We start from the raw sequence: 24220 nt of genomic DNA, 5'->3' as shown, positions 1-24220 counted from the left end.
GGCAAACATGAAATCGACGACTCGTCTCGCTCAACTTGCGCTGGCTGCCGTGACGGTGGGCGCCTGCCTGGGTGCCCATGCTGCAGAGCCTGCGGCGGCCGATTACCGCACGCTCAACCTGAACGTGGTCGATGGATACGTGCTGCCGCGTTACGCCACCCTAGCGGCTACCACGGCGCGCTTTGAAGAGAGCGTCACGCGCTACTGCCGCGCGCCGGGGGCCGAAGGCGTCGAGCCGTTGCGCGCGGCCTGGGCGCAGGCCTTCGATGCGTGGCAGGGCGTGCAGCACCTGCGTTTCGGCCCGAGCGAGCTGTTCATGCGCAGCATGCGCATGCAGTTCTGGCCTGATCCGCGCAATACCGTGAGTCGGCAACTTGACGAGGTACTGGCCGCGCGCGACGAGAGCGTGCTGACGCCCGAGCGTGTCGCGCGCCTGAGCATCGGCGTGCAGGGCTTTCCGGTGATCGAACGTCTGCTCACCGACGCCGCCGAGCCCGCCAGCGATGCATACCGCTGCGGCGTGCTGCAGGCCGTGGCAGCAAACGTGGCGACCATGGCGGCCGACATCTCGCACGACTGGAGCGCGGGCGACAAGCCCTATCGCGAGGTGGTGGCGACGGTGGCCGAGGGCACTTCGCACTACCAGAACGACAGCGAAGTCACGCAGGCGCTGTTCAAGAGCCTGCATGGCCTGATGGAGCTCGTCGCCGAGCACAAGCTGATGCGTCCGCTGGGCGATTCGCCCCAGGCCGCCCGGCCGCAGTTGGCCGAGTCGTGGCGCAGCAAGCGCTCGCTCGACAACATCCGTGTGAATCTGGCCTCGGCCGAAGCCCTGTATCTGGGCGAGGCAGGGAAGGATGGGGGCTTCTCGCAGATGGTGCGCGAAGTGGCCGGTGACGTCGCGCTTGACGATCTGCTGCGCCGTGCCTTCAAGCAAACGCGCGCCACGGCCGACAGCATTGCGATGCCGCTCGAAGAGGCGGTGAGTGACGCGGTCGAGCGCAAGAAAGTCGCCAAGCTGGCACGTGAGGCTGCTGCACTCAAGACGCTGCTGGCCCAGCGCCTCACCGTCGCGCTGGGCATTCCGCTGGGTTTCAATTCGATGGACGGCGATTGATGCGGCGTCGCGACTTCCTCGGCGCATCGCTGGCGGCTCTGGCCGTCGGTGTCTGGCCGCAGGCCTTCGCCGCCGCTGGCTCGCACGGCTGGATCGGTGCGCGGCTCGACGCTGAAGGGCGCGCGCACGCGCTGCGCTTCGACGCCGATGGCGAGCTGCGTTTCGACATCCCCCTGCCTGCGCGCGCACACGGCGCGGCGTATTCGCCTGCACGCAGCGAAATCGTCGTGGTGTCGCGCCGGCCAGGTGACTACCTGCTGGTGGTGGACGCGCGCAGCGGTGTGCTGCGCCATCGCGTGGCCGCCGCGCCGCAGCGCTTCTTCAACGGCCATGCCGTCTTCGCGCGTGGGCTGATGTTCGCCACCGAAACGCTGGTGGCCGACGACCCGCCCGAGATCGGCAACGGCCTGATCGGCGTGTACGACCCGGCTGCGGGCTATGCGCGCGTCGGCGAGTTTCCCTCCGGCGGGCATGATCCGCATCAGTTGCTGGCCATCGGCGACACGCTGACCATAGCAAATGGGGGGCTGCTGACGCACCCCGATGCGCCCGGCGTGGTGCTCAACCCGGACAGCATGAACTCTTCGCTGGCCTTGATGGATGCGCGCGATGGCCGGCTGGAGGCCGTTCACCGCCTGGCGCCGGAGCTGCAGCGGCTGGGCTTGCGCCACATGGCTGCCGGCCACGGCGGCACCATCGCCGTGGGCATCCAGTACGAAGGCCCGCGCGCCGATGACGTGCCGCTGGTGGCCTTGCTGCGCCCCGGCAAGGCGCTGCAGCCGCTGGAGCTGGCCTTGCAGTCACGGCTGGCGAACTATGTCGGCAGCGTGGCCTTCGACGGCTCGGGCCGCATCCTCGGCCTGACCAGCCCGCGCGGCGGTGTGGCGCTGTTTCACGACGTGGAGGCCGATAGGCCGGTAGCGTTGGTGGACGTGGCGGATGGCTGTGCGCTGGGCAGCGACGGGAGCGGCGGCTTCGTGGTGGGCAGCGGGCTGGGCGGCATGCGCCGCGTGAGCGAGGGTGTCGCCACCCGCATGACGGGCGAAGCCTTACTGGATGCAGCGCGCTGGGACAATCACCTGCTCGATCTGCCGGGCGCCTGAGCGAGACGTCGCAGCCCCTCAGCGCCGCCAGAAACCGGTGGTGAACAGCACCAGCACCGACAGCACCTCCAGCCGGCCGATGAGCATGGTGGCGGTGCACACCCACTTCTGGAAATCACTCAGACCGGCGAAGGTGACGGCCACCTCGCCCAGGCCGAGACCCATGTTGTTCACGCAGGCCAGTGTGGCCGCCAGCGCACTGACGAAATCCAGCCCGCCCAGCATCAGCAGGAAGGTCGATGCCATCACCGTGGCGAAGTACAGGAAGATGAAGCCCAGCATGGCCTGCACCACGCTGACCGGCAGCACCAGATCGCCGATGCGCATGGGATTGACGATGGCCGGGTGGATGAGCCGCATCAGCTCCTGATGCCCCTGCTTGGCCAGCGCCAGCGTGCGGATCATCTTGATGCCGCCGCCGGTGGAGCCGGAACTGACCGTGATGCACGACAGGTAGAACATCCAGATGGTGGCGAACGGTGGCCAGGCATCGAAATTCTGCGTCATGTAGCCGGTGTCGGTGGCGATGGACACCAGATTGAAGCTGGTGTGGCGCAGCGCCGAAGCGAAGTCGGCATACACCCCGTTGTCGTACAGGTAGACGGCCACGCCGAGCACCGACAGCACCAGCAGCAGCAAGGTGCCGCGCGCCTCCACGTCACGCCACAGGGGGCGCAGGCTGCGGCGCTGCAATGCCGCCAGATGCGAGGCGAAGTTGAGCGCCGCCAGCGCCATGAAAAGAGTCAGCACCACCTCGATCCATACGCTTTCGAAGGCGCCGATGTTGGCGTCGCGCGTGGAAAAACCGCCCAGGCTGAGCGCTGAAAAAGCATGGCACAGCGCATCGAACCAGCTCATGCCGGCAAGCTTCAGCGCCAGCATGCAGGCCAGCGTGAACAGGCAGTACACCAACCACAGCGCTTTGGCGGTGTCGCCGATGCGCGCGGTCAGGCGTGCATCCTTCACCGGGCCGGGGGTTTCGGCCTTGTAGAGTTCGCGCCCGCCCACGCCGAGCAGCGGCAGCACCGCCACCGCCAGCACGATGATGCCCATTCCGCCCAGCCATTGCAGCAGATGGCGCCACAGGTTGAGCGACGGCGCAGTGCGATCGAGGTCGGTCATCACCGTGGCGCCGGTGGTGGTCAGCGCCGACATGGTTTCGAAGAAGGCGTCGGTGAACGACATGTCGCGTACCAGCAGCAGCGGGATGGTGGCGATGGCCGCCATCTGCACCCAGGCGGCAAACACCAGCACGAAGCCGTCGCGAGCGCGCAATTCACGGTAATGGCGTCGGGTGGCGAGGAACAGTGCCGTGCCGCCGCCGCAAGTCAGCACCATGGCGTAGACGTAGTCGATGACCAGCCCGTCGTCGAAGAGCATCGAGGCAGCAATCGGAATGGCGTACACCAGCCCGAAAAAGGCCATCAGGCGGCCCAGCACGTTGAGGACCGACAGCAGATTGCTCATCCGAGAAAGCCCGGCGTGACCTGGAACAGCACCTCTACCTCGCGCACCACAGCCTTGCTGGTGCAGAACACCACCACGTGGTCGTCCTGCTCGATCACCGTGTCGTGGTGCGGCATGACCACGCTCGAAACGCCCGCGCGCTCGCGCACCAGGGCGCCAATGGTGGCGCCCGGCGGCAGGGCGATTTCGTCGATGCATCGCCCCACCACGCGTGAATGACGGCGGTCGCCGCGGGCAATGATCTCGAGCGCCTCGGCGGCGCCGCGGCGCAGGCTGTGCACCGCCACCACGTCGCCCCGCCGCACATGGGCGAGCAACGAGCCGATGGAAATCTGCGCTGGTGAGATGGCGATGTCGATCAGGCCGCCCTGCACGAGCTCGACATAACGCTTGCGGTTGATCAGCGCCAGCGTGCGCCGCGCACCCATGCGTTTGGCCAGCGAGGCGGCCATGATGTTGGCCTCTTCATCATTGGTCAGCGCCGCAAACAGATCCATGCCGTCGATGTTCTCGTTCTCCAGCAGATTCTCGTCGGTGGCGTCACTGCGCAGCACCAGCGTGCGGTTGAGGTTGATGGCGAGAAACTGGGCGCGGCGCTTGTCGCGCTCGAGCAGTTTGACGTTGCAGTGCGGCTCGATGGCGCGGGCCAGCCGCAGCCCGATGTTGCCTCCGCCCGCGATCATCACGCGGCGGATGCGGTTGTCGAGCTGGCGCAGTTCGCGCATCACCTTGCGCACATGCACGGTGGCGGACAGGCAGAAGACTTCGTCACCCGCCACGATCACCGTATCGCCGTCGGGGATCAGCGCCTCGCCGTGGCGATAGATGGCCGCGATACGCACCTCGATCTGCGGCAGATGGCGGCGCAGATCGCCGACCGGGTGGCCCACCAGCGGGCCGCCTTCGACGGCGCGCACGCAGATCAGGCTGAGCAGCCCGCCAGCAAACTCGAGCACGTCCAGCGCTTCGGGGAAGGCGATGAGGTGCTGGATGTATTCGGTGACGATCTGTTCCGGGCAGATCGAGAAATCCACCGCGAAATTGTCGCGCGCCAGCAGTTGCGGATAGTCGATGAAATCGCCTGAGCGCAGTCGGGCGATGCGGGTGGGAACGTTGAACAGGGTTTTGGCGACGCGGCAGGCGCTCAGATTGACCTGGTCCGAAGCCGTCACAGCCACCAGCAGATCGGCATCGTCGGCGCCGGCTTCGCGCAGTACCGTGGGCGAGGCGCCACTGCCGCGCACCACACGCAGTTCGAAGCGTTCATGGGCGAGTTGCAGCACGTCGGCATCGGTGTCGACCAAGGTGATGTCGTTGGCTTCGGAGGCCAGATCTTCGGCCACCGAAGTGCCTACCTGCCCTGCACCGAGGATGATGATTTTCACGGCCAGCGTCCTGCGGAAGCGCTCTCGCGACGGGCAGAGCAGACGTTGTGGCGGAAGATGCCGAAGAGCTTCGCAACGATAGCGCAGATCATGTGAATTGCATCGTCAGGCCGCAAGTTTGCGCGCTGTGCGTTGCGTCGGCGCATCGCCATGGATACGTTCCGAAACGACTGTTCAGGCATTTGTCGTGGAAGATGAGCTCGTCGCAAGCCGCTCGGGAACGAGCCGCGGCCATGATGAACCCGGGCTGAAACAGCCCTCGATAAGAAAGAAAAGGAGCTCTCATGAAACGCAAATTCCGATATTTCGTCGCTGCCGCAAGTCTGGCTCTCGCCGCCGGTGTAGCTCAGGCGGATGACCTCACGGGCGTCATCGAAAAAGTGGATAGCCACGCGCGTACGGTGACCGTGCAGGGCATCGTGTTCCACACCACCGACCGCACCGACTACGACGACGGTCTGAAGAAGTTCGAAGACATGAAAGTCGGCCAGCGCATCGAAATCGATTTCGACTTCGTAGACGGTCGCCACATCGCCGACGACATCGAGCTCAAGAACTGATCGACTGATGTCAGCGTGAAGCCCTGCCCTTGTGGCGGTGCTCTGCCTACCCCCGCATCACCCGCAGTTTGCGAATGTGCCTTCCCTGTGAAGGCACCGCGCTGCGGGTGATGTTTTTGTGCTCGGGCGTTTCCCGTTTTCCGGGCTTGAGTACTGGCTTCAAAAGCCTCTGGCGAGTGCGCACTGCGCGCATTGCGCTCGTGCATTTTCTCCTTGGCACCAGCATGTTGCGGCGCAATGTGGGGCGGCAGTCGCTGGTGTAACATGTCAGCAGTTCAACCCAGAGTGAACGCGGGATCGGAGCCGGCGGCATGGCTCCGCGCCATGACTACCGGAGACAGAAATGCCGAAATCCGATTTTCCGCCGTGCCCGCCGTCCGACCCCACGCAGTGGGCGCGTGCCGCCTCACGCCACGCTCCGGCGGGCGACGTCAAGAACCTCACCTGGTACACGCCCGAAGGCCTTGAGCTGAAAGCGTTGTACACCGCAGCCGACCTTGAGGGGCTGCCCTTCACCGACACGCTGCCGGGCTTCGAGCCCTTCGTGCGCGGGCCGCAACCCACGATGTACGCTGTGCGGCCGTGGACCATTCGCCAGTACGCCGGTTTTTCCACCGCAGAGGCCTCCAATGCGTTCTACCGCAAGGCGCTGGCCGCCGGCGGGCAGGGCGTGTCGGTGGCCTTCGATCTGGCCACGCACCGTGGCTACGACTCGGATAACCCGCGCGTGGTGGGCGACGTCGGCAAGGCCGGTGTGGCCATCGACTCGGTCGAGGACATGAAGATCCTGTTCGACGGTATTCCGCTCGACAAGGTGTCGGTGTCGATGACCATGAACGGCGGCGTGCTGCCAGTGCTGGCGGGCTACATCGTCGCGGCCGAGGAACAGGGCGTGGCGCAGGACCAGCTCTCGGGGACCATCCAGAACGACATCCTCAAGGAGTTCATGGTCCGCAACACCTACATCTACCCGCCTGCGCCGTCGATGAAGATCATCGCCGACATCATCGGCTACACCGCGCGCAACATGCCGAAGTTCAACTCGATCTCGATCTCCGGCTATCACATGCAGGAAGCGGGGGCGACGCAGGCGCTGGAACTGGCCTTCACGCTGGCCGACGGGCGCGAGTACGTGCGCACCGCACTGGGCAGCGGGCTGGATGTGGATGATTTCGCCGGGCGCCTGTCCTTCTTCTTTGCCATCGGCATGAACTTCTATCTGGAAGTGGCCAAGCTGCGCGCGGCGCGCCTGCTGTGGTGGCGCATCATGAAGGAGTTCGAGCCGAAGAACCCGCGCTCGCTGATGCTGCGCACGCACTGCCAGACCTCCGGCTGGTCGCTGACCGAGCAGGACCCGTACAACAACGTCGTGCGCACCACCATCGAAGCCATGGCAGCCGTGTTCGGCGGCACGCAGTCGCTGCACACCAACGCTTTGGATGAAGCCATCGCGCTGCCGACCGAGTTCTCCGCACGCATCGCGCGCAACACCCAACTGGTGATTCAGGAAGAGACACACATCACCAACGTGGTCGATCCGTGGGCCGGCTCGTACATGATGGAGAAGCTCACGCAGGATCTCGCCGACAAGGCCTGGAGCATCATTGAGGAAGTCGAGGCCATGGGCGGCATGACCAAGGCCGTCGAATCCGGCTGGGCCAAGATGAAGATCGAGGAATGCGCCGCCGAGAAGCAGGCACGCATCGATTCGGGCAAGGACGTCATCGTCGGCGTGAACAAGTACAAGCTGGACAAGGAAGAGCCCATCGACTTCCTCGCCATCGACAACCACGCGGTGCGCGAGTCGCAGATCGCGCGGCTCAAGAAGATTCGAGACACACGCGACGCCGCTGCCGTCGAGCAGGCGCTGGCGGCGCTGACCGCATGCGCCAAGGGTGGCGAAGGCAACCTGCTGGCGCTGTCCATCGCAGCCGTGCGTGCGCGCGCCACGGTGGGCGAGATTTCCGATGCACTCGAAGCGGTATGGGGCCGTTACCGCGCCGACACGCAGACCGTATCGGGCGTGTATGGCAAGGTGGTCGAGAACGAGGAGGGCTGGCAGGTGCTGCAGAAAGACATCGACGCCTTCGTGGCCGATTTCGGCCGCCGGCCGCGCATCATGATCGCCAAGCTCGGCCAGGACGGCCACGACCGCGGCGCCAAGGTGGTGGCCTCGGCCTTCGCCGATCTGGGCTTCGACGTGGACATCGGCCCGCTCTTCCAGACGCCCGAGGAGGCCGCGCGCCACGCGGTGGAGAATGACGTGCACGCCGTCGGCATCTCCACGCTGGCCGCCGCGCACCGCACGCTGGTGCCGGAGCTGGTCAATGCGCTGCGCGCCGAAGAGGCCGACGACATCATCGTTTTTGTCGGCGGCGTGATTCCTCAGCAGGATTACCAGATGCTGTATGACGCCGGCGCCAGCGGCATCTTCGGGCCGGGTACGCCGATTCCCGACGCCGCGCGCGAAGTGCTCAAGCAAATCCGCAAGGCCCTGAAGGCCTGACCGTGAGCGACACGCAGGCTCTCGCAGAAGGCGTGCGCGCCGGCAAGCGCCGTGCGCTGGCCAAGGCCATCACCATGGTCGAATCCACGCGCGCCGATCACCGCGAGCAAGCGCGCGCGCTGGTCGAGTCGCTGCTTCCCGATACCGGCCGCGCGCTGCGCGTCGGCCTCTCCGGTGTGCCGGGCGTGGGCAAATCCACCTTTGTCGAGGCGCTCGGGCTGTACCTCATCGAGCAGGGCCATCGCGTTGCGGTGCTGGCGGTCGATCCGTCCTCGTCGGTGCATGGCGGCTCCATCCTCGGTGACAAGACGCGCATGGAGTTGCTGTCGCGCCGCACCGAAGCCTTCATCCGCCCCAGCCCGTCGGCCGGCGCGCTGGGCGGTGTGGCCAATCGCACGCGCGAAGCCATGCTGGTGTGCGAAGCCGCCGGCTTCGACGTGGTGCTGGTCGAAACCGTCGGCGTCGGCCAGAGCGAGATCGCCGTGGCCGGCATGACCGACATCTTCTGCCTGCTGCAATTGCCCAACGCCGGTGACGACCTGCAGGGCATGAAAAAAGGCATCGTCGAGATCGCCGATCTGGTGGCCATCAACAAGGCCGATATCGACAAGGCCGCCACGCACCGCGCGCAATCTCAGATGCGGGGCGCGCTGGCGCTGGTGCGACACGCCCACCCGGATTGGACGCCGCCGGTGATTCCGGTGTCGGCGCTCAAGGCCGAGGGCATCGATACCTTCTGGAGCACCGTACTGAAATTCCGCGACACCATGACCACCAACGGCGCCTTCGAAGCGCGCCGGCGGCGTCAGGCGGGCGCGTGGATGTGGGAGCTGATCGATCACGAACTGCGCGCGCGCTTCCGCGCCAACAGCAAGGTGCATGCGGCTCTGCCTGAGTTGCAGGCCGATGTGGAGAACGGAAACGTGACGCCAGCCGTGGCGGCGGCGCGGCTGTTGGGGCATCTCGATGGCTAAGTGTAGTGCGGAAGCCAACCGTAGGGCGCAATAAGCAAAGCGCATTGCGCCGAATCGGGCCGAGCATCCGGCGGATTACGCTGCGCTAATCCGCCCTACGAGCAGCTTGAACGTCTGGACGCTGTCTGAAGCGGTGCTGAAGCGGGGGAGGGAAGATGCAGGAAATCATCCGGCAACTCGAAGAGAAGCGCGAACGTGCGCGTCTGGGCGGCGGCGAAAAGCGCATCGCCGCGCAGCACGCCAAGGGCAAGCTCACCGCGCGCGAGCGCATCGAACTGCTGCTCGACGACGGCAGTTTCGAAGAGTGGGACATGTTCAAGGAGCACCGCTGCACCGACTTCGGCATGGCGGGCCAGACCATTCCCGGCGACGGCGTGGTGACGGGTTACGGCACCGTCAACGGCCGGCTGGTGTTCGTGTTCTCGCAAGACTTCACGGTGTTCGGCGGCTCGCTGTCCGAAACCCACGCCGAAAAGATCTGCAAGCTGATGGACCATGCCATGAAGGTCGGCGCGCCGGTGATTGGCCTGAACGACTCGGGCGGTGCGCGCATTCAGGAGGGCGTGGATTCGCTCGGCGGCTACGCCGACGTGTTCCAGCGCAACGTGCTGGCTTCCGGGGTGATCCCGCAGATCTCGCTGATCATGGGGCCGTGCGCGGGCGGTGCGGTGTATAGCCCGGCGATGACCGATTTCATCTTCATGGTGCGCGACTCGTCGTATATGTTCGTGACCGGCCCGGAGGTGGTGCGCACGGTCACGCACGAAGAGGTCTCCGCCGAGGAGTTGGGCGGCGCGGGCACGCACACCGCCAAATCCGGCGTGGCCGATCTGGCCTTCGACAATGACGTCGAGGCGTTGCTGATGACGCGCCGGCTGATCGACTACCTGCCGGCCAGCAACCGCGAGGCGCCGCCTGCACTGCCGCTCACCGATCCGGCGGATCGCTGCGACGAATCGCTCGACACCCTGGTGCCGGTCAACCCCAATCAGCCCTACGACATGAAGGAGCTGATCGCCAAGATCGTCGATGACGGCGACTTCTTCGAGCTGCAGCCGGACTACGCCAGGAACATCGTCATCGGCCTGGCGCGCATGGGCGGCTCGACGGTCGGCATCGTCGCGAATCAGCCGCTGGTGCTGGCGGGTTGCCTCGACATCAAGAGCAGCATCAAGGCCGCGCGCTTCGTGCGCTTCTGCGACGCCTTCAACATCCCGGTGGTGACCTTCGTCGACGTGCCCGGTTTCATGCCCGGCACCGCACAGGAGTACGGCGGCATCATCAAGCACGGCGCCAAGCTGCTGTACGCCTATGCCGAATGCACCGTGCCCAAGGTCACCGTCATCACGCGCAAGGCTTATGGCGGGGCGTATGACGTGATGAGCTCCAAGCACCTGCGCGGCGACGTGAACCTTGCGTGGCCTACCGCAGAGATCGCGGTGATGGGGCCGAAGGGCGCGGTCGAGATCATCTTCCGCGGTGAGAAGGACGATGCAGCGAAGATCGCCGCGCGCGAGGCCGAGTACAAGGCGCGCTTCGCCAACCCATTCGTGGCGGGCAGTCGAGGCTTCATTGACGACGTGATCATGCCCCACGAGACGCGCAAGCGCGTGTGCCGGTCGCTGGCGATGTTGAAGAACAAACAGCTCGATAACCCGTGGCGCAAGCACGGCAATATGCCCCTGTGACGGAGCGTAGGTCGCGATGAGCCGGAGGCGAATTGCGACGCCGACGATGCACCGGCTGCTGTCGCAAGTTGCTGCGCTCATCGCGACCTGAGGCACTTCACTTCGATTGAGGTTGGCCAATGTTCAAGAAAATCCTCATCGCAAACCGCGGCGACCAGCCGCGAAGCGGCGCAGCGACGAAGTCACATCGCCGCCTACGCGAAGCGGACGCAGGCGGCTTCGCCGCGGAGGCTGGGCATGTTTAAGAAAATCCTGATCGCAAACCGCGGCGAAATCGCCTGCCGCGTCATCAAGACCGCCCGCCGCATGGGCATCGCCACGGTTGCGGTGTATTCCGAGGCTGACGCCGGCGCGCTGCACGTGGAGCTGGCGGACGAGGCCGTGTGCATCGGCCCCGCGCCGTCGAAGCAGTCGTATCTGGTGATGGACAAGATCATCGCGGCCTGTCGCGAGGCCGGCGCCGAAGCCGTGCATCCCGGCTACGGCTTCCTGTCGGAGAACGAGACGTTCGCGCGCCGGCTGGAAGAGGCCGGCATCGTCTTCATCGGCCCCAAGCACGCGGCGATTGCGGCGATGGGCGACAAGATCGCCTCCAAGAAGCTGGCGGCCGAGGCAGGGGTGAACACCATTCCCGGCTGGAACGACGCCATCGAAACGCCCGAGCGCGCGGTGGAGATCGCACGCGACATCGGCTACCCCGTGATGATCAAGGCCTCGGCCGGCGGGGGCGGCAAGGGCCTGCGCGTGGCAAACAACGACGAAGAGGCGCGCGAAGGCTTCGCCTCGTGCCGCTCGGAGGCGGCCAACGCTTTCGGCGACGATCGGGTGTTCATCGAGAAATTCGTCGTCGAACCGCGCCACATCGAGATTCAGGTGCTGGGCGACGCGCACGGCAACGTGGTGTATCTGAACGAGCGCGAATGCTCGATCCAGCGTCGCCACCAGAAGGTCATCGAGGAAGCGCCCAGTCCCTTCCTCGATGCGGCCACCCGCAAGGCCATGGGCGAGCAGGCGGTGGCGCTGGCCAAGGCCGTGGGCTACCAGTCCGCCGGCACGGTGGAGTTCGTGGTCGGTGCGGACAAGTCCTTCTACTTCCTGGAAATGAACACGCGGCTGCAGGTCGAGCATCCAGTGACGGAACTCACCACCGGGCTGGATCTGGTCGAGCAGATGATCCGCGTTGCGGCGGGTGAAAGGCTGTCCTTCACGCAGGTCGATGTGCGGCTTGAGGGCTGGGCCATCGAGTGCCGCATCAACGCCGAAGACCCGTTCCGCGGCTTTCTGCCGTCGACCGGGCGGTTGGTGAAGTTCCGTCTGCCAGTCGAAGTGCCGGGCGAGGTGCGCGTCGATACGGGCGTGTATGAAGGCGGCGAGATTCCGATGTTCTACGACTCGATGATCGCCAAGCTGATCGTGCATGGGCGCGACCGCGCCGAGGCGATTGCCCGCATGCGCCACGCGCTCAATGCCTTCGTGATCCGCGGCATCTCGTCGAACATCCCGTTTCAGGCCGCGCTGCTGCAGCATCCGAGCTTTTGCTCGGGCAACTTCAACACCGGCTTCATCGCAGAGGAGTACGGCGGCGGCTTCGATGCCTCGAACGTGCCGCACGCCGACCCGTTGCAGCTCGTGGTGGTGGCAATGTTCGTGCACTGGCGGCGTGCCGAGCGCGATGCCTCGATCAGCGGCCAACTGGACGGCGCGCACTACACGCCGCCGCGTGACTGGTCGGTGGTGGTGGGTGAGCGCGAGTACCGCTTGTCGGCCGAATGCGCGGACGGCGCGCTGCAGGTGCGCGAGGGCGAGCGCACGCTGCGTGTGGAATCCGCCTGGGGCTTCAATGACGTGCTGTTCGTCGGGCTGATCGACGGCTGTGCCGTGTGCATGCAGGTCGAGCGCCGCGGGCTGCGCTACGCCATCAGTCACTTCGGGCTGCAGATCGAGGCCTTGGTGATCAGCGCGCGCGCGGCAGCCATGCTCGCCCGCATGCCGCGGAAGGAGGCGCCGGATCTGTCGTCCCGCGTGTTGTCACCCATGCCCGGCTTGCTGCGCGAGCTGGCGGTGGGCGAGGGGCAGGACGTCAAGAGCGGCGAGAAAGTGGCCGTGATCGAGGCCATGAAGATGGAGAACGTCTTGCGTGCCGAGCGCGACGGACGTGTGAAGCGCATTCATGTCGCGGTCGGTGCCAGCCTCGCGGTGGATGAGCTGATCCTCGAATTCGAGTGATGCGCCGTTGTGACCTCAGAGCGTTTCGCCACGCGGGCGGTTGTAGGCAGCAAGTGTTGAGAAAGCGTCGATAACCTCCGGCGGTGCCTGCACCAGCTCGATCAGCACGCCTTCGCCGCTCATCGGGAATTCGTCGCAGGCCTTGGGGTGTACGAAGACGATGTCGTGACCGGCTGCGCCGCTGCGGATGCCGCCCGGCGCGAAGCGCAGGCCTTGCGCGCTGAGCCAGGCGACGGCGGCGCGCAGGTCATCCACCCACAGCCCGATGTGGTTCAGCGGCGTGGCGTGCACGGCCGGTTTCTTCTCGGGGTCGAGTGGCTGCATCAGATCGACTTCGACGCGCAGCGGGCCGGTGCCGATGGCGCAGGTGTCCTCGTCCACATTCTCGCGCTCGCTTTGGAAAGTGCCGACGCGCTCAAGGCCGAACAGTTCGACCCACAACTTCGCCAGGCGCTGCTTGTCGGGGCCGCCAATGGCGACCTGCTGAATGCCGAGAATGCGGAAAGGGCGGGTGCTCATCGAAAGCTCCTGCTGTAGATGCGCCCATTGTGCGGTGAGCCGCTCTTGCGGTCGACACTGATAGGTCGGCGCGCCGCAACTCGCTAAGCTAGCGGCCCATGCAAAGTCTGCTCCTTCTCCTTCCCGACTTTTCCTTGATCCTGCTCGGGGTCTTGCTGCGCCGCTGGCTGGTGACCGATGTCGGTTTCTGGACCGGCGTCGAGAAGATCGTCTATTTCGTGTTGTTCCCGGCCTTGCTTTTCCGCGCGCTGGCTTCGGTGCCCATCGACATGGCCTCGACCCTGCCGCTGGTCGGCAGTGGCGTGCTGGTGATGTTCGCGGGTTTTCTGCTGGGTCTTGCGGGGCGCCCGCTGATGGGGCTGTCGGGCATCGCTTTCGCCTCGCGTCTGCAGTGCGCGTATCGCTTCAACACCTACATCGCCATCGCGATTGCCGGCCAGGTGCACGGCCCGGCCGGGCTGGCCTTGATGGGCGCGCTGTGCGGCATGATGGTGCCGTTCGCCAACGTGATGGCGGTGGGCATGCTGGCGCGCCACGGGCAGGGCGGCATCGTGCGTGAACTGGTGCGCAATCCACTGGTGATCGCGACACTGTCGGGGCTGGCCTTCAATCTGCTCGGCGGTGAGCTGGCGGTGCCCGTGGACGCTTTCCTGCGCAGGCTGGGTGATGCCGCGGTGGCTCTGGGGCTGCTGGCGGTGGGCGCTGCGCTGCGCTGGGGGTCGGCTGGCGGCAGCATGCTCGGCTCGGCCTGGCTGGTGACGGTGAAGCTGATGCTGCTGCCTGTGCTGGCATGGTGGCTCGGGCGGCAACTGGGCATGACCGGCATCACTTTCGACATGCTGGTGTTGTTCGCCGCCATGCCGTCGGCCAGCTCGGCCTACATTCTGGCGATGCGCATGGGCGGCGACGGCGCGGGCGTGGCGTGGCTGATTTCGGCCACAACCATCCTGGCCGTGCCCACGCTGGCGTTCTGGATCGCACTGCTCTAACGGTACGTCCCGCGCAGCAGGCGCAGGCCGTTTGCGACCACCAGCAGACTGGCGCCGACGTCGGCGAACACCGCCATCCACATGGTGCCCAGCCCGATCAGCGTGAGCGCCAGAAACACGGCCTTGATGCCCAACGCAAAGGCAATGTTCTGCACCAGCAAGGCATGCGTGCGGCGTGACAGGCGCACGAACTGCGGCAGCTTTCTGAGATCGTCGTCCATCAACGCGACATCGGCGGTTTCGATGGCCGTGCCGGTGCCGGCGGCACCCATCGCAAAGCCGATGTCGGCGCGCGCCAGCGCAGGTGCGTCGTTGATGCCGTCGCCGACCATGCCCACCGCTTCACCGCCGGTGACTCGGGCTTCGATATGCGCCAACTTGTCTTCGGGCAGCAGCTCCCCGTGGGCCGCGTCGATGCCCACCTGCCCGGCGATGGCGGAGGCGGTGAGCTGGTTGTCGCCGGTCAGCATCAGCGTGCGGATGCCGAGTCGGTGCAGATCCGCGACCGCTTCGCGGCTGTGCTCGCGCACGGTGTCGGCCACGGCGAACAAGGCATGCACGCGCGTGTCGTCGGCCAGCAGCACGACGGTCTTGCCTTGTGCCTCGAGCGCAGCGAGGCGGGCTTCGAGCGTGTCGTCGCACAGGCCGCGTTCGTGGATAAGACGGTGGTTGCCGAGCCACCAATCACGCCCTTCGATCTGGCCGCGCACGCCGCGGCCGGGCAAGGCTTCGAAAGACGTCACATCGCGCAGCACGATGTCGCTCCGGCGCGCGGCTTCGGCCACGGCGAGCGACACCGGATGGTCGGAGCGCGCGGCCAGGCTGGCGGCCAGCGCACGTGAGCGCGCAGCGTCTTGCTCCGACAGCGCCGCGAAGTCGGTCTGGGCGGGTTTGCCGTGGGTCAGCGTGCCGGTCTTGTCGAGCGCGATCCAGTCGAGCTTGCGTCCGAGTTCCAGATACACGCCGCCCTTGATCAGGATGCCCTGCCGGGCTGCGGCGGCGAGGCCGCTGACGATGGTGACAGGTGTCGAGATCACCAGCGCGCACGGGCAGGCGATGACCAGCAGCACCAACGCCTTGTAGATCCAGGCCAGCCATTCGCCGCCAGCCAGCAGCGGAGGCAGCACCGCCACGGCCAGCGCTATGACCAGCACGGCGGGGGTGTAGATGCGGGCAAAGGCGTCGACGAAGCGCTGCGTGGGTGCCCGCGCACCCTGCGCGGCTTCGATGGCGTGGATGATGCGCGCCAGCGTGCTGTTGCTGGCCGGCGCCGTCACTGCGTAGTCGAATGAGCCGGTCTGGTTGATCGTGCCGGCAAACACGACGTCGCCGACGGATTTGTCCACCGGCAGGCTTTCGCCGGTGATGGGGGCTTGATCGATGCTCGAGTGCCCCTCGCGAATCGTGCCGTCGAGGGCGATGCGCTCACCGGGGCGCACGCGTACGAGTGCGCCCACGGCTACATCGGCCGCGGCCACACGCAGCCACTCGCCGTCGGGCTGCTGCACGGTGGCCTGGTCGGGCGCCAGATCGAGCAGGCCGCGGATGGCGTTGCGCGCACGATCAAGCGAGCGTGCCTCGATCAGCTCGGCGATGGTGAACAGCACCATGACCATGGCGGCTTCCGGCCATTGGCCGATGAGCAGTGCGCCGGTTACGGCAATGCTCATCAAGGCGTTGATGTTGAGGTTGCCGTTGCGCACGGCAATCCAGCCCTTGCGGAAGGTGGTCGTGCCGCAGGCGAACACGGCCAGCACGGCCAGCGCGACGGAAAGTGCGTCAGGGGCTTCGAGCCAATGCGTGGCTTCCGAGCCGAGCGCGGCCACGCCAGCGAGAATCAGCGGCCACCAGGGTTTGTGCGGGGTGTCGGCGGCCGTAGGCGGTTGATCGCCAGTGACCGGCTCGGGCGTGAAGTCCAGCGTGCGGATGGCGGCCAGCACGGCCTCCAGCCGGGAAGGCTGATGATTGACGGTGAGAACGCGCTGCATCAGGTCGAAACCCAGCCCGCCTACGCCCTCCATGCCGCCGAGCTTCTTGCGCAGCAGGGCTTCTTCGGTGGGGCAGTCCATCTGCAGGATGCGGATACGCGTCTGCACCTCTCCCATTGCGGGCGCGAGATCGGCATCGTCGGCGGGCAAAGCCGTCACGCCGTCGTGGCGGGCTGAGCTGTGCGCGACGTGAGCGTGCGCAGGTGTGTGCTCGTGCCCGCAGCAGCCTGTGTGCGAAGGCTTTCGGGAGGATTGTGCGTACTTCATTGTGCGTTCCAATACAGGTGTGGAACCATTCGACACCCTGTAGTGCCTACAGGGTCAACACCTCGGGAGAGCGAGATGAAAATCGGTGATCTGGCGAATGCAGCGCGTTGCACGGTCGAGACCGTGCGCTACTACGAGCGGGAGGGGTTGCTCCCGCCGCCGGGGCGAACTGCGGGCAACTTCCGTGATTACCGCAACGAGCATGCCGAGCGGCTGCGCTTCATCCGCAACTGCCGCGCGCTGGACATGAGTCACGAGGAAATCCGCAGCCTGCTCACGCTGGCCGACCAGCCGGCCGCCGGATGCGGGTCGGTGAATGCGGTGTTTGATCAACACATTGCTCACGTGGATGAGCGTATTCGCGAATTGGAGCAGTTGCGCGTCTCGTTGGCGGCGCTGCGCCGTCGTTGCGAACACGAGCAGCCGGTGGGTGACTGCGGCATCCTGCAGGGCATCGCCGAGATGGAAAGCGAGACCCGGCCTGAGCGTCACACGCACCTGGGCTGAAGCACGAGCGCCGTTGCCTCGGCAAGGCGCTCTCTGCTAGCCTGCGCCAGTCATGAAACGCCTGCTCATCGTCTTCCTCGTGTTGCTGCTGTTGCCTGTGCCGGCCGTGCTTGCAGGCGGTGACATGCCATGTGCGGGTGGTGTCATGGTCTGCGCCGATGCAGTCAGTGACGATGATTCGGCCGCTTCCTCGCACGAGCGTCATGCGTGCCCGTATTGCCAAGCCAAATTGCTCGGCAATGTCACCTTGCCCCTGCCGCCCAAGACTTCCATTGGTCTGCCCCTTCTGGCGCACGGCGCCCTGCCGAGTGTGCCACCCTCCCGTCCCGAACGCCCGAAATGGGTGCCCGTTCCAGGTAGCTGATCCGGCCCGCTTTTGCGGCCGATGTCGACGTGCGCCACGCACCGAGGTGTTGCGGCGCTCCGTAAGCTTTCCTTCCGGATAAATCATGAACATTCCGATTCATGGTGCTCCGTGCCGCATGGCCGAGCATCTTGCTGGCGGTGCCGCATGAGCGCCGCCATTGATTCACGGCGCTGGCTGGCGCCGTTGTTTGCCGCATGGCTGCTGGCGTGCGTGGCTACGCTGGGGGCCTTGTTCTTCAGCATGGTGATGGAGCGCATTCCGTGCGTGCTGTGCTGGTACCAGCGCATCTTTATGTTCCCGTTGCCGCTCGTGCTTGGTGTGGGGCTGCTGTCGTCCGATCCGCGCTGCGTGCGCTACGCCTTGCCGCTTGCCGTGTGCGGCTTGGCGATTGCGGTGTATCACTGCCTGCTCTATCTCGGCTTCATTCCGGCCGGCATGCAGCCGTGCACGCAAGGTGTGTCATGCGCCGAAACCAGCATTGAGCTGGCGGGCTTCGTGACCATCCCGCTGCTCTCCCTCTTTGCCTTCTTCTCCATCACTGCCTTGCTGTGGGCGGTGCATACAGGATCTCGAAAATGAAAAAACAGTATTGGTTGGTATTCGGCACCGTGGCTGCACTGCTGGTGGCCTTCATCGCTGCCGCGTGGTGGTACAAGGATCAGGAAGTGGCGCAAAAGGTGGAGGCGGCAGCGCGCAACGAGAACGTCTTTCACCGTCCCGGTGCGCCTTCCATGGGGCCGCTGATGGCGCGCGCCCAGATCACGGAGTTCTTCGATCCGGCCTGCGAAAGCTGCCGCGCCTTTCATCCGTACGTGAAGCAGATTCTTGATGCGCACGCCGGCAAGGCGCGTCTGATCGTGCGTTACGCGCCCTTTCACGAGGGCTCGGAGTACGTCGTGAAAGTGCTTGAGGCGGCGCGCATGCAAGGGGATGACATTTATTGGCGCGTGCTCGAAGCGGTGCTCGCCGCACAGCCGCACTGGGCTGATCACGCCCGCCCGCAAGCGCGTCGGGTGTGGGAGTTTCTTGGGGGTACGGGGTTGGATGTCGAGCGTGCGCGCAAGGATATGGACGACCCGCGCATCGCCGCGCTGATTGCTCAGGACAAGGCCGATATCACGGCACTGAATATCCGCCAGACACCGACCTTTTTCGTGAACGGCCAGCCGCTGCGAAATTTCGGGCCGGAAGGGCTGAATGCCCAGGTCACGGAAGTGCTTTCGCGCTGAACGGCCAAGGGCGTCACTTGCCCTTCTTGCCGGCGGGGGGCGTCCCGTCCTTGTCTGTGTCGGCGGCAGAGGGAGGCTCAGCCGGTGTGAGGTTCCATGGCCACATGGCCTGCGCGAAGGGATTGGGCGGCGTGCCCGCAGGGGCGCCGGCCGCGGTCTGTTCGCTCATGGCCTTGAGTGCCGTCAACGTGGAGCGCTGCACCTCCAGCCCCTGGATGGTGGCCTGCAGCATGTTGAGGTTCATGGCCAGCCAGTTCTCGACGGTCTTCAGGTCCTTGATGCGTTTGTCTAGGTCGTCGATGTCCAGCGTGGGGGCCACCATGCCCGGCAGTGGTACGCCGGCGGCGCTCCACATCTGATGCAGCATTTCGAGGGGGTCGGTGGCGTTGCCTTGCTTGTCGCTCATGGTGCGTCCTCCTGATTGTGCTGGTGGCTTGCGGCGAAGCGGTTGAGCAGGGCACGCAGGCGCGCCGGGCGGACCGGCTTGTGCAACACCGGAAAACCTTCCCGCTCGGCCATGCCCAGCGCGTCGGCGCCGGTGTCGCCGGTGATCAGCGCCGCCGGCAACTCCAGCCCGAAGCGTTGCCGCAGACCGCGGATGACACTTACCCCGGTGGCGCCACGCGCCAGGCGATGGTCGCTGATGATGGCTTGCGGCGCCTTGTCCAGTGCTTCGAAGCGCGCAAGCGCGAAGCGCAGATCGGGCGCGGCCACGACGTCGCAGCCCCATGATGCGAGCAGGCTCTCCATGGCGCTCAGCACCAGCGGGTCATCATCCACAATAGCAACGCACAGCCCGCCCAGATAGCCGGGTTCGCGGCCTTCTTCTTCCCGCGGATCAAGCTCTTCGACCTTGCCCGCCGGCACGGTCAGGCTGAAGCAGGAGCCTTTGCCCGGGGCTGAGCGCAGGTCCAGCGGGTGATGCAGCATGTCGGTGAGACGGCGCACGATCGCCAGGCCCAGCCCGAGGCCTTTGTCGCGCGAACGTTCGGGGTTCTGCAGTTGCACGAACTCCTGAAAGACGATGCCCTGCGCGTGGGCGGGAATGCCGATGCCGCTGTCGCGCACCTCGATGCGCCATTGCCGGTCGCGCTGGCGGCACGCCAGCAGCACGCTGCCGCCCGGTGAATAACGCACTGCGTTGCTCACCAGGTTGGTCAGCACGCGCTCCAGCAGAATCGGGTCGCTGATGCACCATGCCCAGGTCGGACGTACGCGCAGTTGAACGCCGTTTTCAACTGCCGCCGCGCGCTGTGTGGTGCTGATGCGCTCGAAAATCGGTTGCAAGGCAAAGGCGCGCACGTTGAGTTCGAGTACGCCGGCATCCAGGCGAGAGATGTCGAGCAAGCTGTCGAGCAGATCTTCCATGGCCTCGGCCGAGGCCGCCACTTTGCTGACGAGGTGGCGTGCAGGCGGGTCCAGAGGTACTTGCGTCAGTTCGGAAATGAACAGCCCCAGGGCGTGCATGGGCTGGCGCAAGTCGTGGCTGGCGGCGGCGAGAAAGCGCGACTTGGCGGTGTTTGCGCGCTCGGCTTCGTTCTTGCGTCGGCGCAGTTCGGCGGTGGCCTCGTCGATGCGGGCGCTCATCTGCGCGTGCATGCTGGCGAGCTCCGAGCCCATCTGATTGACGCCCTCGGCCAGCATGCGCAGGCTGCCGCCGCCTTCGAGCGGCAAGCGTTCATCGAACTGCCCCTTGCCGATACGCGACACCGCAGCGGCGGTGCGGCGGATGGGCCCGCTGACGCTGCGGCTCATCGACGTGGCCAACAGCAGCGTGATCAGCAAAGCGGCGAAAACGGTGAGCATGCCGGTGCGCAGCAAGTCCTGTCGTTTGTTCTCGACCGCGTCACGGCCGAGATCGACGATGACGTTGCCCAGAATCGGCGCCGGCGGAGGAGTGCTGGCACCGTCGTCTTCTTGAGCGAATTCGATGCCGAGCGAGGCTTGGCTGGCGTAGATCGGCTCGATGATGCGGATGGTCGCGCCGTTGCTCGCATAGAACGAGGTGTCGAACAATTCCTGGCGCGTGGGGAGGGTGTGGTCCAGTCGGCCGCTGCGAGCGAGTACCTCGCTGAACAGGTCGATGATCATGACCCCGGTCATGCCTTCTTCGGCCAGGCTGGCTTCGGTGAGCCTCTGCAGCGCATCGTGGTTGCCGGAGAACACGGCGTATTCGCTGGCGGCAACCAGTTGTCGGGCGTAGGCCTTGCCGCGCGCGACGTGGGCTTCTTCGAAGTCGGCAAGGCGCGAGCTGGTGTAGAACGCGGTCAGCAGCAGCGCGACCACCAGCATCGGCAGTACCGCTACGAGCAGAACCCGCGATCTGACCCCCCAGTTCATTGCCACGCCTCAATTCTCCGCACGCACCACGTCGGTGGCCACAGTTCGCGATTGTGCAATGTTTCTGCCTCGCTCGCGACGCGTGTGCGGCATCCGGCGATGCTATGCTGGTTGCAATTCAAGCAAACCCACCCGCAGGAGAACACGGCAAGGTGACAAAGGTTTTGATCGTCGAAGACCACGCGTTGGTAAGAGAAGCCATGGCGCAGACCTTGAACCGTGTTGAGGAAGGCCTGCAATGCGTGGAGGCGCGCGGATCGGAAGAGGCCTTGTCGCTGCTCGGCGAAGGGGGAGACTGGGATCTGGCTGTAATCGATCTGATGTTGCCTGACATGTCGGGCTTTTCCTTGCTGGGGGTGCTGGCAAAGCGCTTCCCGGACATGCCGACCATCGTGGTCTCGGCTCTGGACGATCCAGCCACGCTGCGCCGCGCCATCAAGGTCGGCGCTTCGGGTTTCGTCTCCAAGAGCAGTTCGGGCGATGAGCTACGACTGGCCGTGCGCACGGTGCTCGACGGTGGCGCGTATTTCACCCCGCAGGACGTGCCTGAGGAAGGGCGGCGAGCGGGCCGCACGCTGGAACAGCGCTACCGCCTCACGACGGCGCAGACCCGGGTGGCCGAACTGCTCGGGCAAGGCAAGACCAATCGCGAAATTGCCGATCTGCTGGGTTTGTCCGAAGGTACGGTGAAGGTACACATGTCGGCCATCTTTCGCGCCATGAACGTGCGTAATCGTGCCCAGGCGCTGGTGGCACTGTCGCGCGGCTCCGCCCGCGCCTGAAGGCGGCTCAGCGGCGTCCGAGGCGCAGCGGCATTTCGTCCGAAGCGATGCGGTTCTCGGCGCTGACCACGGCCAGCGCGTTCACGTCCTGCGTCGGTACATCGATCTCCAGCACCTCCAGTACTTGACGGGCCAAGGCTCGGCAGGCGTTGGCCAATGGTGTGGGCAATTGCTCCGGCGCGTCTTTCTGCAGCAGCAGCTTGCTGGCCGAAAGAGCATTCACCGGGTTCAGGATGCGGTGACGGTACGGGCGCATCAGCGTGCGCACGTTGCGGTCAGCCGCTTCGCGTTGCCAGGCGTTGTTAGGCCACTGTGACGGCACGGCATAGGCACGCGGAAACATCTCCAGATCGCGCAGGACGGTGCGGATGTCTTCATGAGATTCGCGGAACGGCAGCAGCACGATGTCGGACATCGCGTACAGCTTGCGATCCATCTCCGTGCGGTTTCCGCCGCCGTCGATCACTCCGATCCAGTTCTCTAAGGTACGCAGCTTGTCGACCACCTTGGTGAGCGCCTCGCGTGTCCGTGCGTCCGCCGTGATGTAGCGCCGGCCTGCCGGATTTAGCGGTTCGCGAGAGGTGTCGGTCAGTACGCAGGCAGCCCGATGGTCGAGCAGCCCCAGGCCCTGACTCAGCATGTGCGAGATCGAGGTCTTGCCTGTGCCGCCTTTGTTACCGATGACGCAAATGATGTGAGCCATGCTGCCCCGTTGCCTCAGAGGAGTTTTCCATGCTGTGCATTATCCGGGCCGGCGTCGCGGGTGAATTCCGGAAAAACGGTGGATTTGCCCCTTTAATCGGTTTCGGCAGGGCGGGCGCCCGGCTGGTAGCAATACAGTGTGCCGCCGCCCGGCAGGTCGATGGTGCGCACGGGGGTGAGCTCTGGTGCGGGAAAGTCTTTGCTGATAAGCATGGCTTGCGGGTGCAATTCACGGCGCGCCTTGTCGGTCACCTGGGGCATCGGATGGGGTGACAGAAAGGCGTACACCACGTCGTAGCCGCTCCAGTCGATCCTGAAAAAATCTCCGCGTGCGATATGCAGATTGCGCTGGCCGTACGTGCTCATACGGGCAATTGCCCAAGGCAGTGGGGCCGATTCACGTCCGAAGAAAAGCACGTCGGGGTGGCGACGGGCAAGTGGCGCCAGCAAGGCAGCGGTGCCACAACCGATGTCGAGCACTTTCAGAGGGCGTCTCGGTGGCAACAACGTCTCTACGGCATCCACTGCATCGCTTCCGGATAGATAGAGCGGTACGCGTGTGCCGAGCGTGCCCCAGAACGTCAGCAGCAGCAAAATGAATGCGCCCAGATACCAGCGCGGGTCGACATCCGTTGCCAGGGTGGCAGCCACCAGCGGTACGAAGCACAAATGGATGAGGGCCCACCAATACTCGCGCCGCATCAGCTGTGATGTGGCTGCCGCCCCGATCGCCTGTGCCGCCAGCAATGACCACGGCGCCCCCGGTGTGCCTGCAAAGGCAAGTGCGACTGCCAGCCCGCAGCCTGCCAGTTGCGCGCCCAGTGCGGCAAGCCAACTGGGAATGCGCCGACGTTCGATCGCTGGGTGCGGCATTGGCGGGTGTCGGTGATGAGAAGCTGGAAACCTTAGCAGAAGGGCAATTGCGTGTCGTGCGATTAGCGTGCAATCGTGTTTGACATCCCTTTGGATAGGCTCTATAGTGCGCGGCTTGTCGCCCGGAGGGATACCCAAGCGGTCAACGGGATCAGACTGTAAATCTGACGGCTCAGCCTTCGAAGGTTCGAATCCTTCTCCCTCCACCAGTTTTTGCCGCATGAAGTGATTCTTGCGGTTTGCAAGTGATGCGAGTCGTTCGCGTCGTGTGCGGGTGTAGCTCAATGGTAGAGCAGAAGCCTTCCAAGCTTACGACGAGGGTTCGATTCCCTTCACCCGCTCCAAAACGGGCGTAATGGTTTTAAGTTTTGAAGAGCCCTTGTAGCTCAGTGGTAGAGCACTCCCTTGGTAAGGGAGAGGCCACGTGTTCAATCCACGTCAAGGGCACCACGTTTTATCGATCCGGTTGGGTCGCCACGGCGTTGTCCGTTAATTCTGATTCTGTACAAGAGGTGTTGACATGGCTAAGGGCAAGTTTGAACGTACGAAGCCGCACGTGAACGTAGGCACGATTGGCCACGTTGACCATGGCAAGACGACGCTGACGGCTGCGATCACGACGATTCTGTCG

22 protein-coding genes and 3 tRNA genes are annotated in these 24220 nt (G+C 65.2%); 17 read left to right on the top strand and 8 right to left on the bottom strand.

Annotated elements, in window-relative coordinates; genetic code table 11:
* Positions 1-7: 7 nt before the first annotated feature.
* Entirely contained in the window at positions 8-1117 is a 1110-nt protein-coding gene (locus tag AC6H0W_RS00125; RefSeq protein ID WP_497575075.1) for an imelysin family protein, read from the top strand.
* Complete coding sequence (locus AC6H0W_RS00120) at positions 1117-2220, top strand: DUF1513 domain-containing protein (protein WP_497575074.1); 1104 nt, start codon at positions 1117-1119, stop codon at positions 2218-2220. The genes AC6H0W_RS00125 and AC6H0W_RS00120 overlap by 1 nt, the downstream gene beginning before the upstream one ends.
* An 18-nt stretch (positions 2221-2238) precedes the next feature.
* Here the strand turns inward: AC6H0W_RS00120 and AC6H0W_RS00115 are convergent, their stop codons facing one another.
* Positions 2239-3687 carry a TrkH family potassium uptake protein gene (locus tag AC6H0W_RS00115; RefSeq protein ID WP_497575073.1) on the bottom strand — a complete coding sequence of 483 codons (1449 nt, stop codon included), beginning with the start codon at positions 3685-3687 and terminating at the stop codon, positions 2239-2241.
* A complete protein-coding gene (trkA, locus tag AC6H0W_RS00110; protein WP_497575072.1) occupies positions 3684-5072 on the bottom strand; it encodes a Trk system potassium transporter TrkA in 1389 nt (462 codons plus the stop codon). The genes AC6H0W_RS00115 and trkA overlap by 4 nt, the downstream gene beginning before the upstream one ends.
* 284 nt (positions 5073-5356) lie before the next feature.
* On the opposite strand from trkA, the gene AC6H0W_RS00105 reads away from it, so the two are divergent.
* The 5 genes from AC6H0W_RS00105 (at position 5357) to accC (ending at position 13026) form a co-directional block, all read left to right on the top strand.
* On the top strand, positions 5357-5632 hold the full coding sequence (locus AC6H0W_RS00105; protein ID WP_497575071.1) for a DUF5666 domain-containing protein: 276 nt from the start codon (positions 5357-5359) through the stop codon (positions 5630-5632).
* A gap of 343 nt (positions 5633-5975) precedes the next feature.
* On the top strand, positions 5976-8138 hold the full coding sequence (gene scpA, locus AC6H0W_RS00100; RefSeq protein WP_497575070.1) for a methylmalonyl-CoA mutase: 2163 nt from the start codon (positions 5976-5978) through the stop codon (positions 8136-8138).
* Positions 8135-9112, top strand: coding sequence for a methylmalonyl Co-A mutase-associated GTPase MeaB (gene meaB, locus AC6H0W_RS00095; RefSeq protein WP_497576169.1), 978 nt, complete (start codon positions 8135-8137; stop codon positions 9110-9112). The genes scpA and meaB overlap by 4 nt, the downstream gene beginning before the upstream one ends.
* Before the next feature lie 155 nt (positions 9113-9267).
* Complete coding sequence (locus AC6H0W_RS00090) at positions 9268-10800, top strand: acyl-CoA carboxylase subunit beta (protein WP_497575069.1); 1533 nt, start codon at positions 9268-9270, stop codon at positions 10798-10800.
* 237 nt (positions 10801-11037) lie between these two features.
* Complete coding sequence (gene accC / locus AC6H0W_RS00085) at positions 11038-13026, top strand: acetyl-CoA carboxylase biotin carboxylase subunit (RefSeq protein ID WP_497575068.1); 1989 nt, start codon at positions 11038-11040, stop codon at positions 13024-13026.
* Positions 13027-13041: 15 nt separating this feature from the next.
* Here the strand turns inward: accC and AC6H0W_RS00080 are convergent, their stop codons facing one another.
* Entirely contained in the window at positions 13042-13545 is a 504-nt protein-coding gene (locus tag AC6H0W_RS00080; protein ID WP_497575067.1) for a VOC family protein, read from the bottom strand.
* 98 nt (positions 13546-13643) lie between these two features.
* Here AC6H0W_RS00080 and AC6H0W_RS00075 point away from each other — a divergent pair, with 98 nt between their 5' ends.
* Positions 13644-14534, top strand: coding sequence for an AEC family transporter (locus tag AC6H0W_RS00075; RefSeq protein WP_497575066.1), 891 nt, complete (start codon positions 13644-13646; stop codon positions 14532-14534).
* Here AC6H0W_RS00075 and AC6H0W_RS00070 read toward each other — a convergent pair.
* Positions 14531-16681, bottom strand: a complete 2151-nt coding sequence (locus AC6H0W_RS00070; protein WP_497575065.1) for a heavy metal translocating P-type ATPase — start codon at positions 16679-16681, stop codon at positions 14531-14533. The two genes, AC6H0W_RS00075 and AC6H0W_RS00070, sit on opposite strands and share 4 nt — an antisense overlap.
* A 183-nt stretch (positions 16682-16864) precedes the next feature.
* On the opposite strand from AC6H0W_RS00070, the gene cadR reads away from it, so the two are divergent.
* From cadR to AC6H0W_RS00050, 4 genes are all read left to right on the top strand, one after another.
* Complete coding sequence (gene cadR / locus AC6H0W_RS00065) at positions 16865-17296, top strand: Cd(II)/Pb(II)-responsive transcriptional regulator (RefSeq protein WP_497575064.1); 432 nt, start codon at positions 16865-16867, stop codon at positions 17294-17296.
* Positions 17297-17348: 52 nt separating this feature from the next.
* Positions 17349-17660 carry a DUF2946 family protein gene (locus AC6H0W_RS00060; protein ID WP_497575063.1) on the top strand — a complete coding sequence of 104 codons (312 nt, stop codon included), beginning with the start codon at positions 17349-17351 and terminating at the stop codon, positions 17658-17660.
* A gap of 147 nt (positions 17661-17807) precedes the next feature.
* Positions 17808-18242: a disulfide bond formation protein B gene (locus tag AC6H0W_RS00055; protein ID WP_497575062.1), complete on the top strand. Its 435-nt coding sequence runs from the start codon at positions 17808-17810 to the stop codon at positions 18240-18242.
* Positions 18239-18892 (top strand): DsbA family protein, encoded by a 654-nt coding sequence (locus AC6H0W_RS00050; RefSeq protein ID WP_497575061.1) that lies wholly within the window; start codon positions 18239-18241, stop codon positions 18890-18892. Before AC6H0W_RS00055 ends, AC6H0W_RS00050 begins: the two co-directional genes overlap by 4 nt.
* Before the next feature lie 13 nt (positions 18893-18905).
* On the opposite strand, the gene AC6H0W_RS00045 is transcribed toward AC6H0W_RS00050, so the two are convergent.
* Both AC6H0W_RS00045 and AC6H0W_RS00040 read right to left on the bottom strand, forming a co-directional pair.
* The gene (locus AC6H0W_RS00045; protein WP_497575060.1) at positions 18906-19298 is read right to left on the bottom strand and encodes a PhaM family polyhydroxyalkanoate granule multifunctional regulatory protein; all 393 of its coding nucleotides are present in this window, start codon (positions 19296-19298) and stop codon (positions 18906-18908) included.
* The gene (locus AC6H0W_RS00040) at positions 19295-21232 is read right to left on the bottom strand and encodes an ATP-binding response regulator (RefSeq protein ID WP_497576168.1); all 1938 of its coding nucleotides are present in this window, start codon (positions 21230-21232) and stop codon (positions 19295-19297) included. The genes AC6H0W_RS00045 and AC6H0W_RS00040 overlap by 4 nt, the downstream gene beginning before the upstream one ends.
* A gap of 152 nt (positions 21233-21384) precedes the next feature.
* Here AC6H0W_RS00040 and AC6H0W_RS00035 point away from each other — a divergent pair, with 152 nt between their 5' ends.
* Complete coding sequence (locus AC6H0W_RS00035) at positions 21385-22014, top strand: response regulator (protein WP_497575059.1); 630 nt, start codon at positions 21385-21387, stop codon at positions 22012-22014.
* Between the two features lie 7 nt (positions 22015-22021).
* On the opposite strand, the gene AC6H0W_RS00030 is transcribed toward AC6H0W_RS00035, so the two are convergent.
* Both AC6H0W_RS00030 and AC6H0W_RS00025 read right to left on the bottom strand, forming a co-directional pair.
* Complete coding sequence (locus AC6H0W_RS00030; RefSeq protein WP_497575058.1) at positions 22022-22717, bottom strand: hypothetical protein; 696 nt, start codon at positions 22715-22717, stop codon at positions 22022-22024.
* A gap of 92 nt (positions 22718-22809) precedes the next feature.
* Positions 22810-23589, bottom strand: coding sequence for a class I SAM-dependent methyltransferase (locus AC6H0W_RS00025; protein WP_497575057.1), 780 nt, complete (start codon positions 23587-23589; stop codon positions 22810-22812).
* 124 nt (positions 23590-23713) lie between these two features.
* Between AC6H0W_RS00025 and AC6H0W_RS00020 the strand changes: the two genes are divergently transcribed.
* From AC6H0W_RS00020 to AC6H0W_RS00005, 4 genes are all read left to right on the top strand, one after another.
* A tRNA-Tyr gene (locus AC6H0W_RS00020) sits at positions 23714-23798 on the top strand.
* Positions 23799-23859: 61 nt separating this feature from the next.
* Positions 23860-23933 (top strand) — tRNA-Gly (locus AC6H0W_RS00015).
* Positions 23934-23964: 31 nt separating this feature from the next.
* Positions 23965-24039, top strand: a tRNA-Thr gene (locus AC6H0W_RS00010).
* A gap of 70 nt (positions 24040-24109) precedes the next feature.
* A partial coding sequence (locus tag AC6H0W_RS00005; RefSeq protein ID WP_211342506.1) for a GTP-binding protein occupies positions 24110-24220 on the top strand: 111 nt, incomplete at its 3' end.

This window comes from Pseudazoarcus sp. NS20 (genome assembly GCF_059703745.1).
The sequence above is the reverse complement of the archived record's forward strand: the minus strand, read 5'-3'. Positions and strand labels throughout refer to the sequence as shown.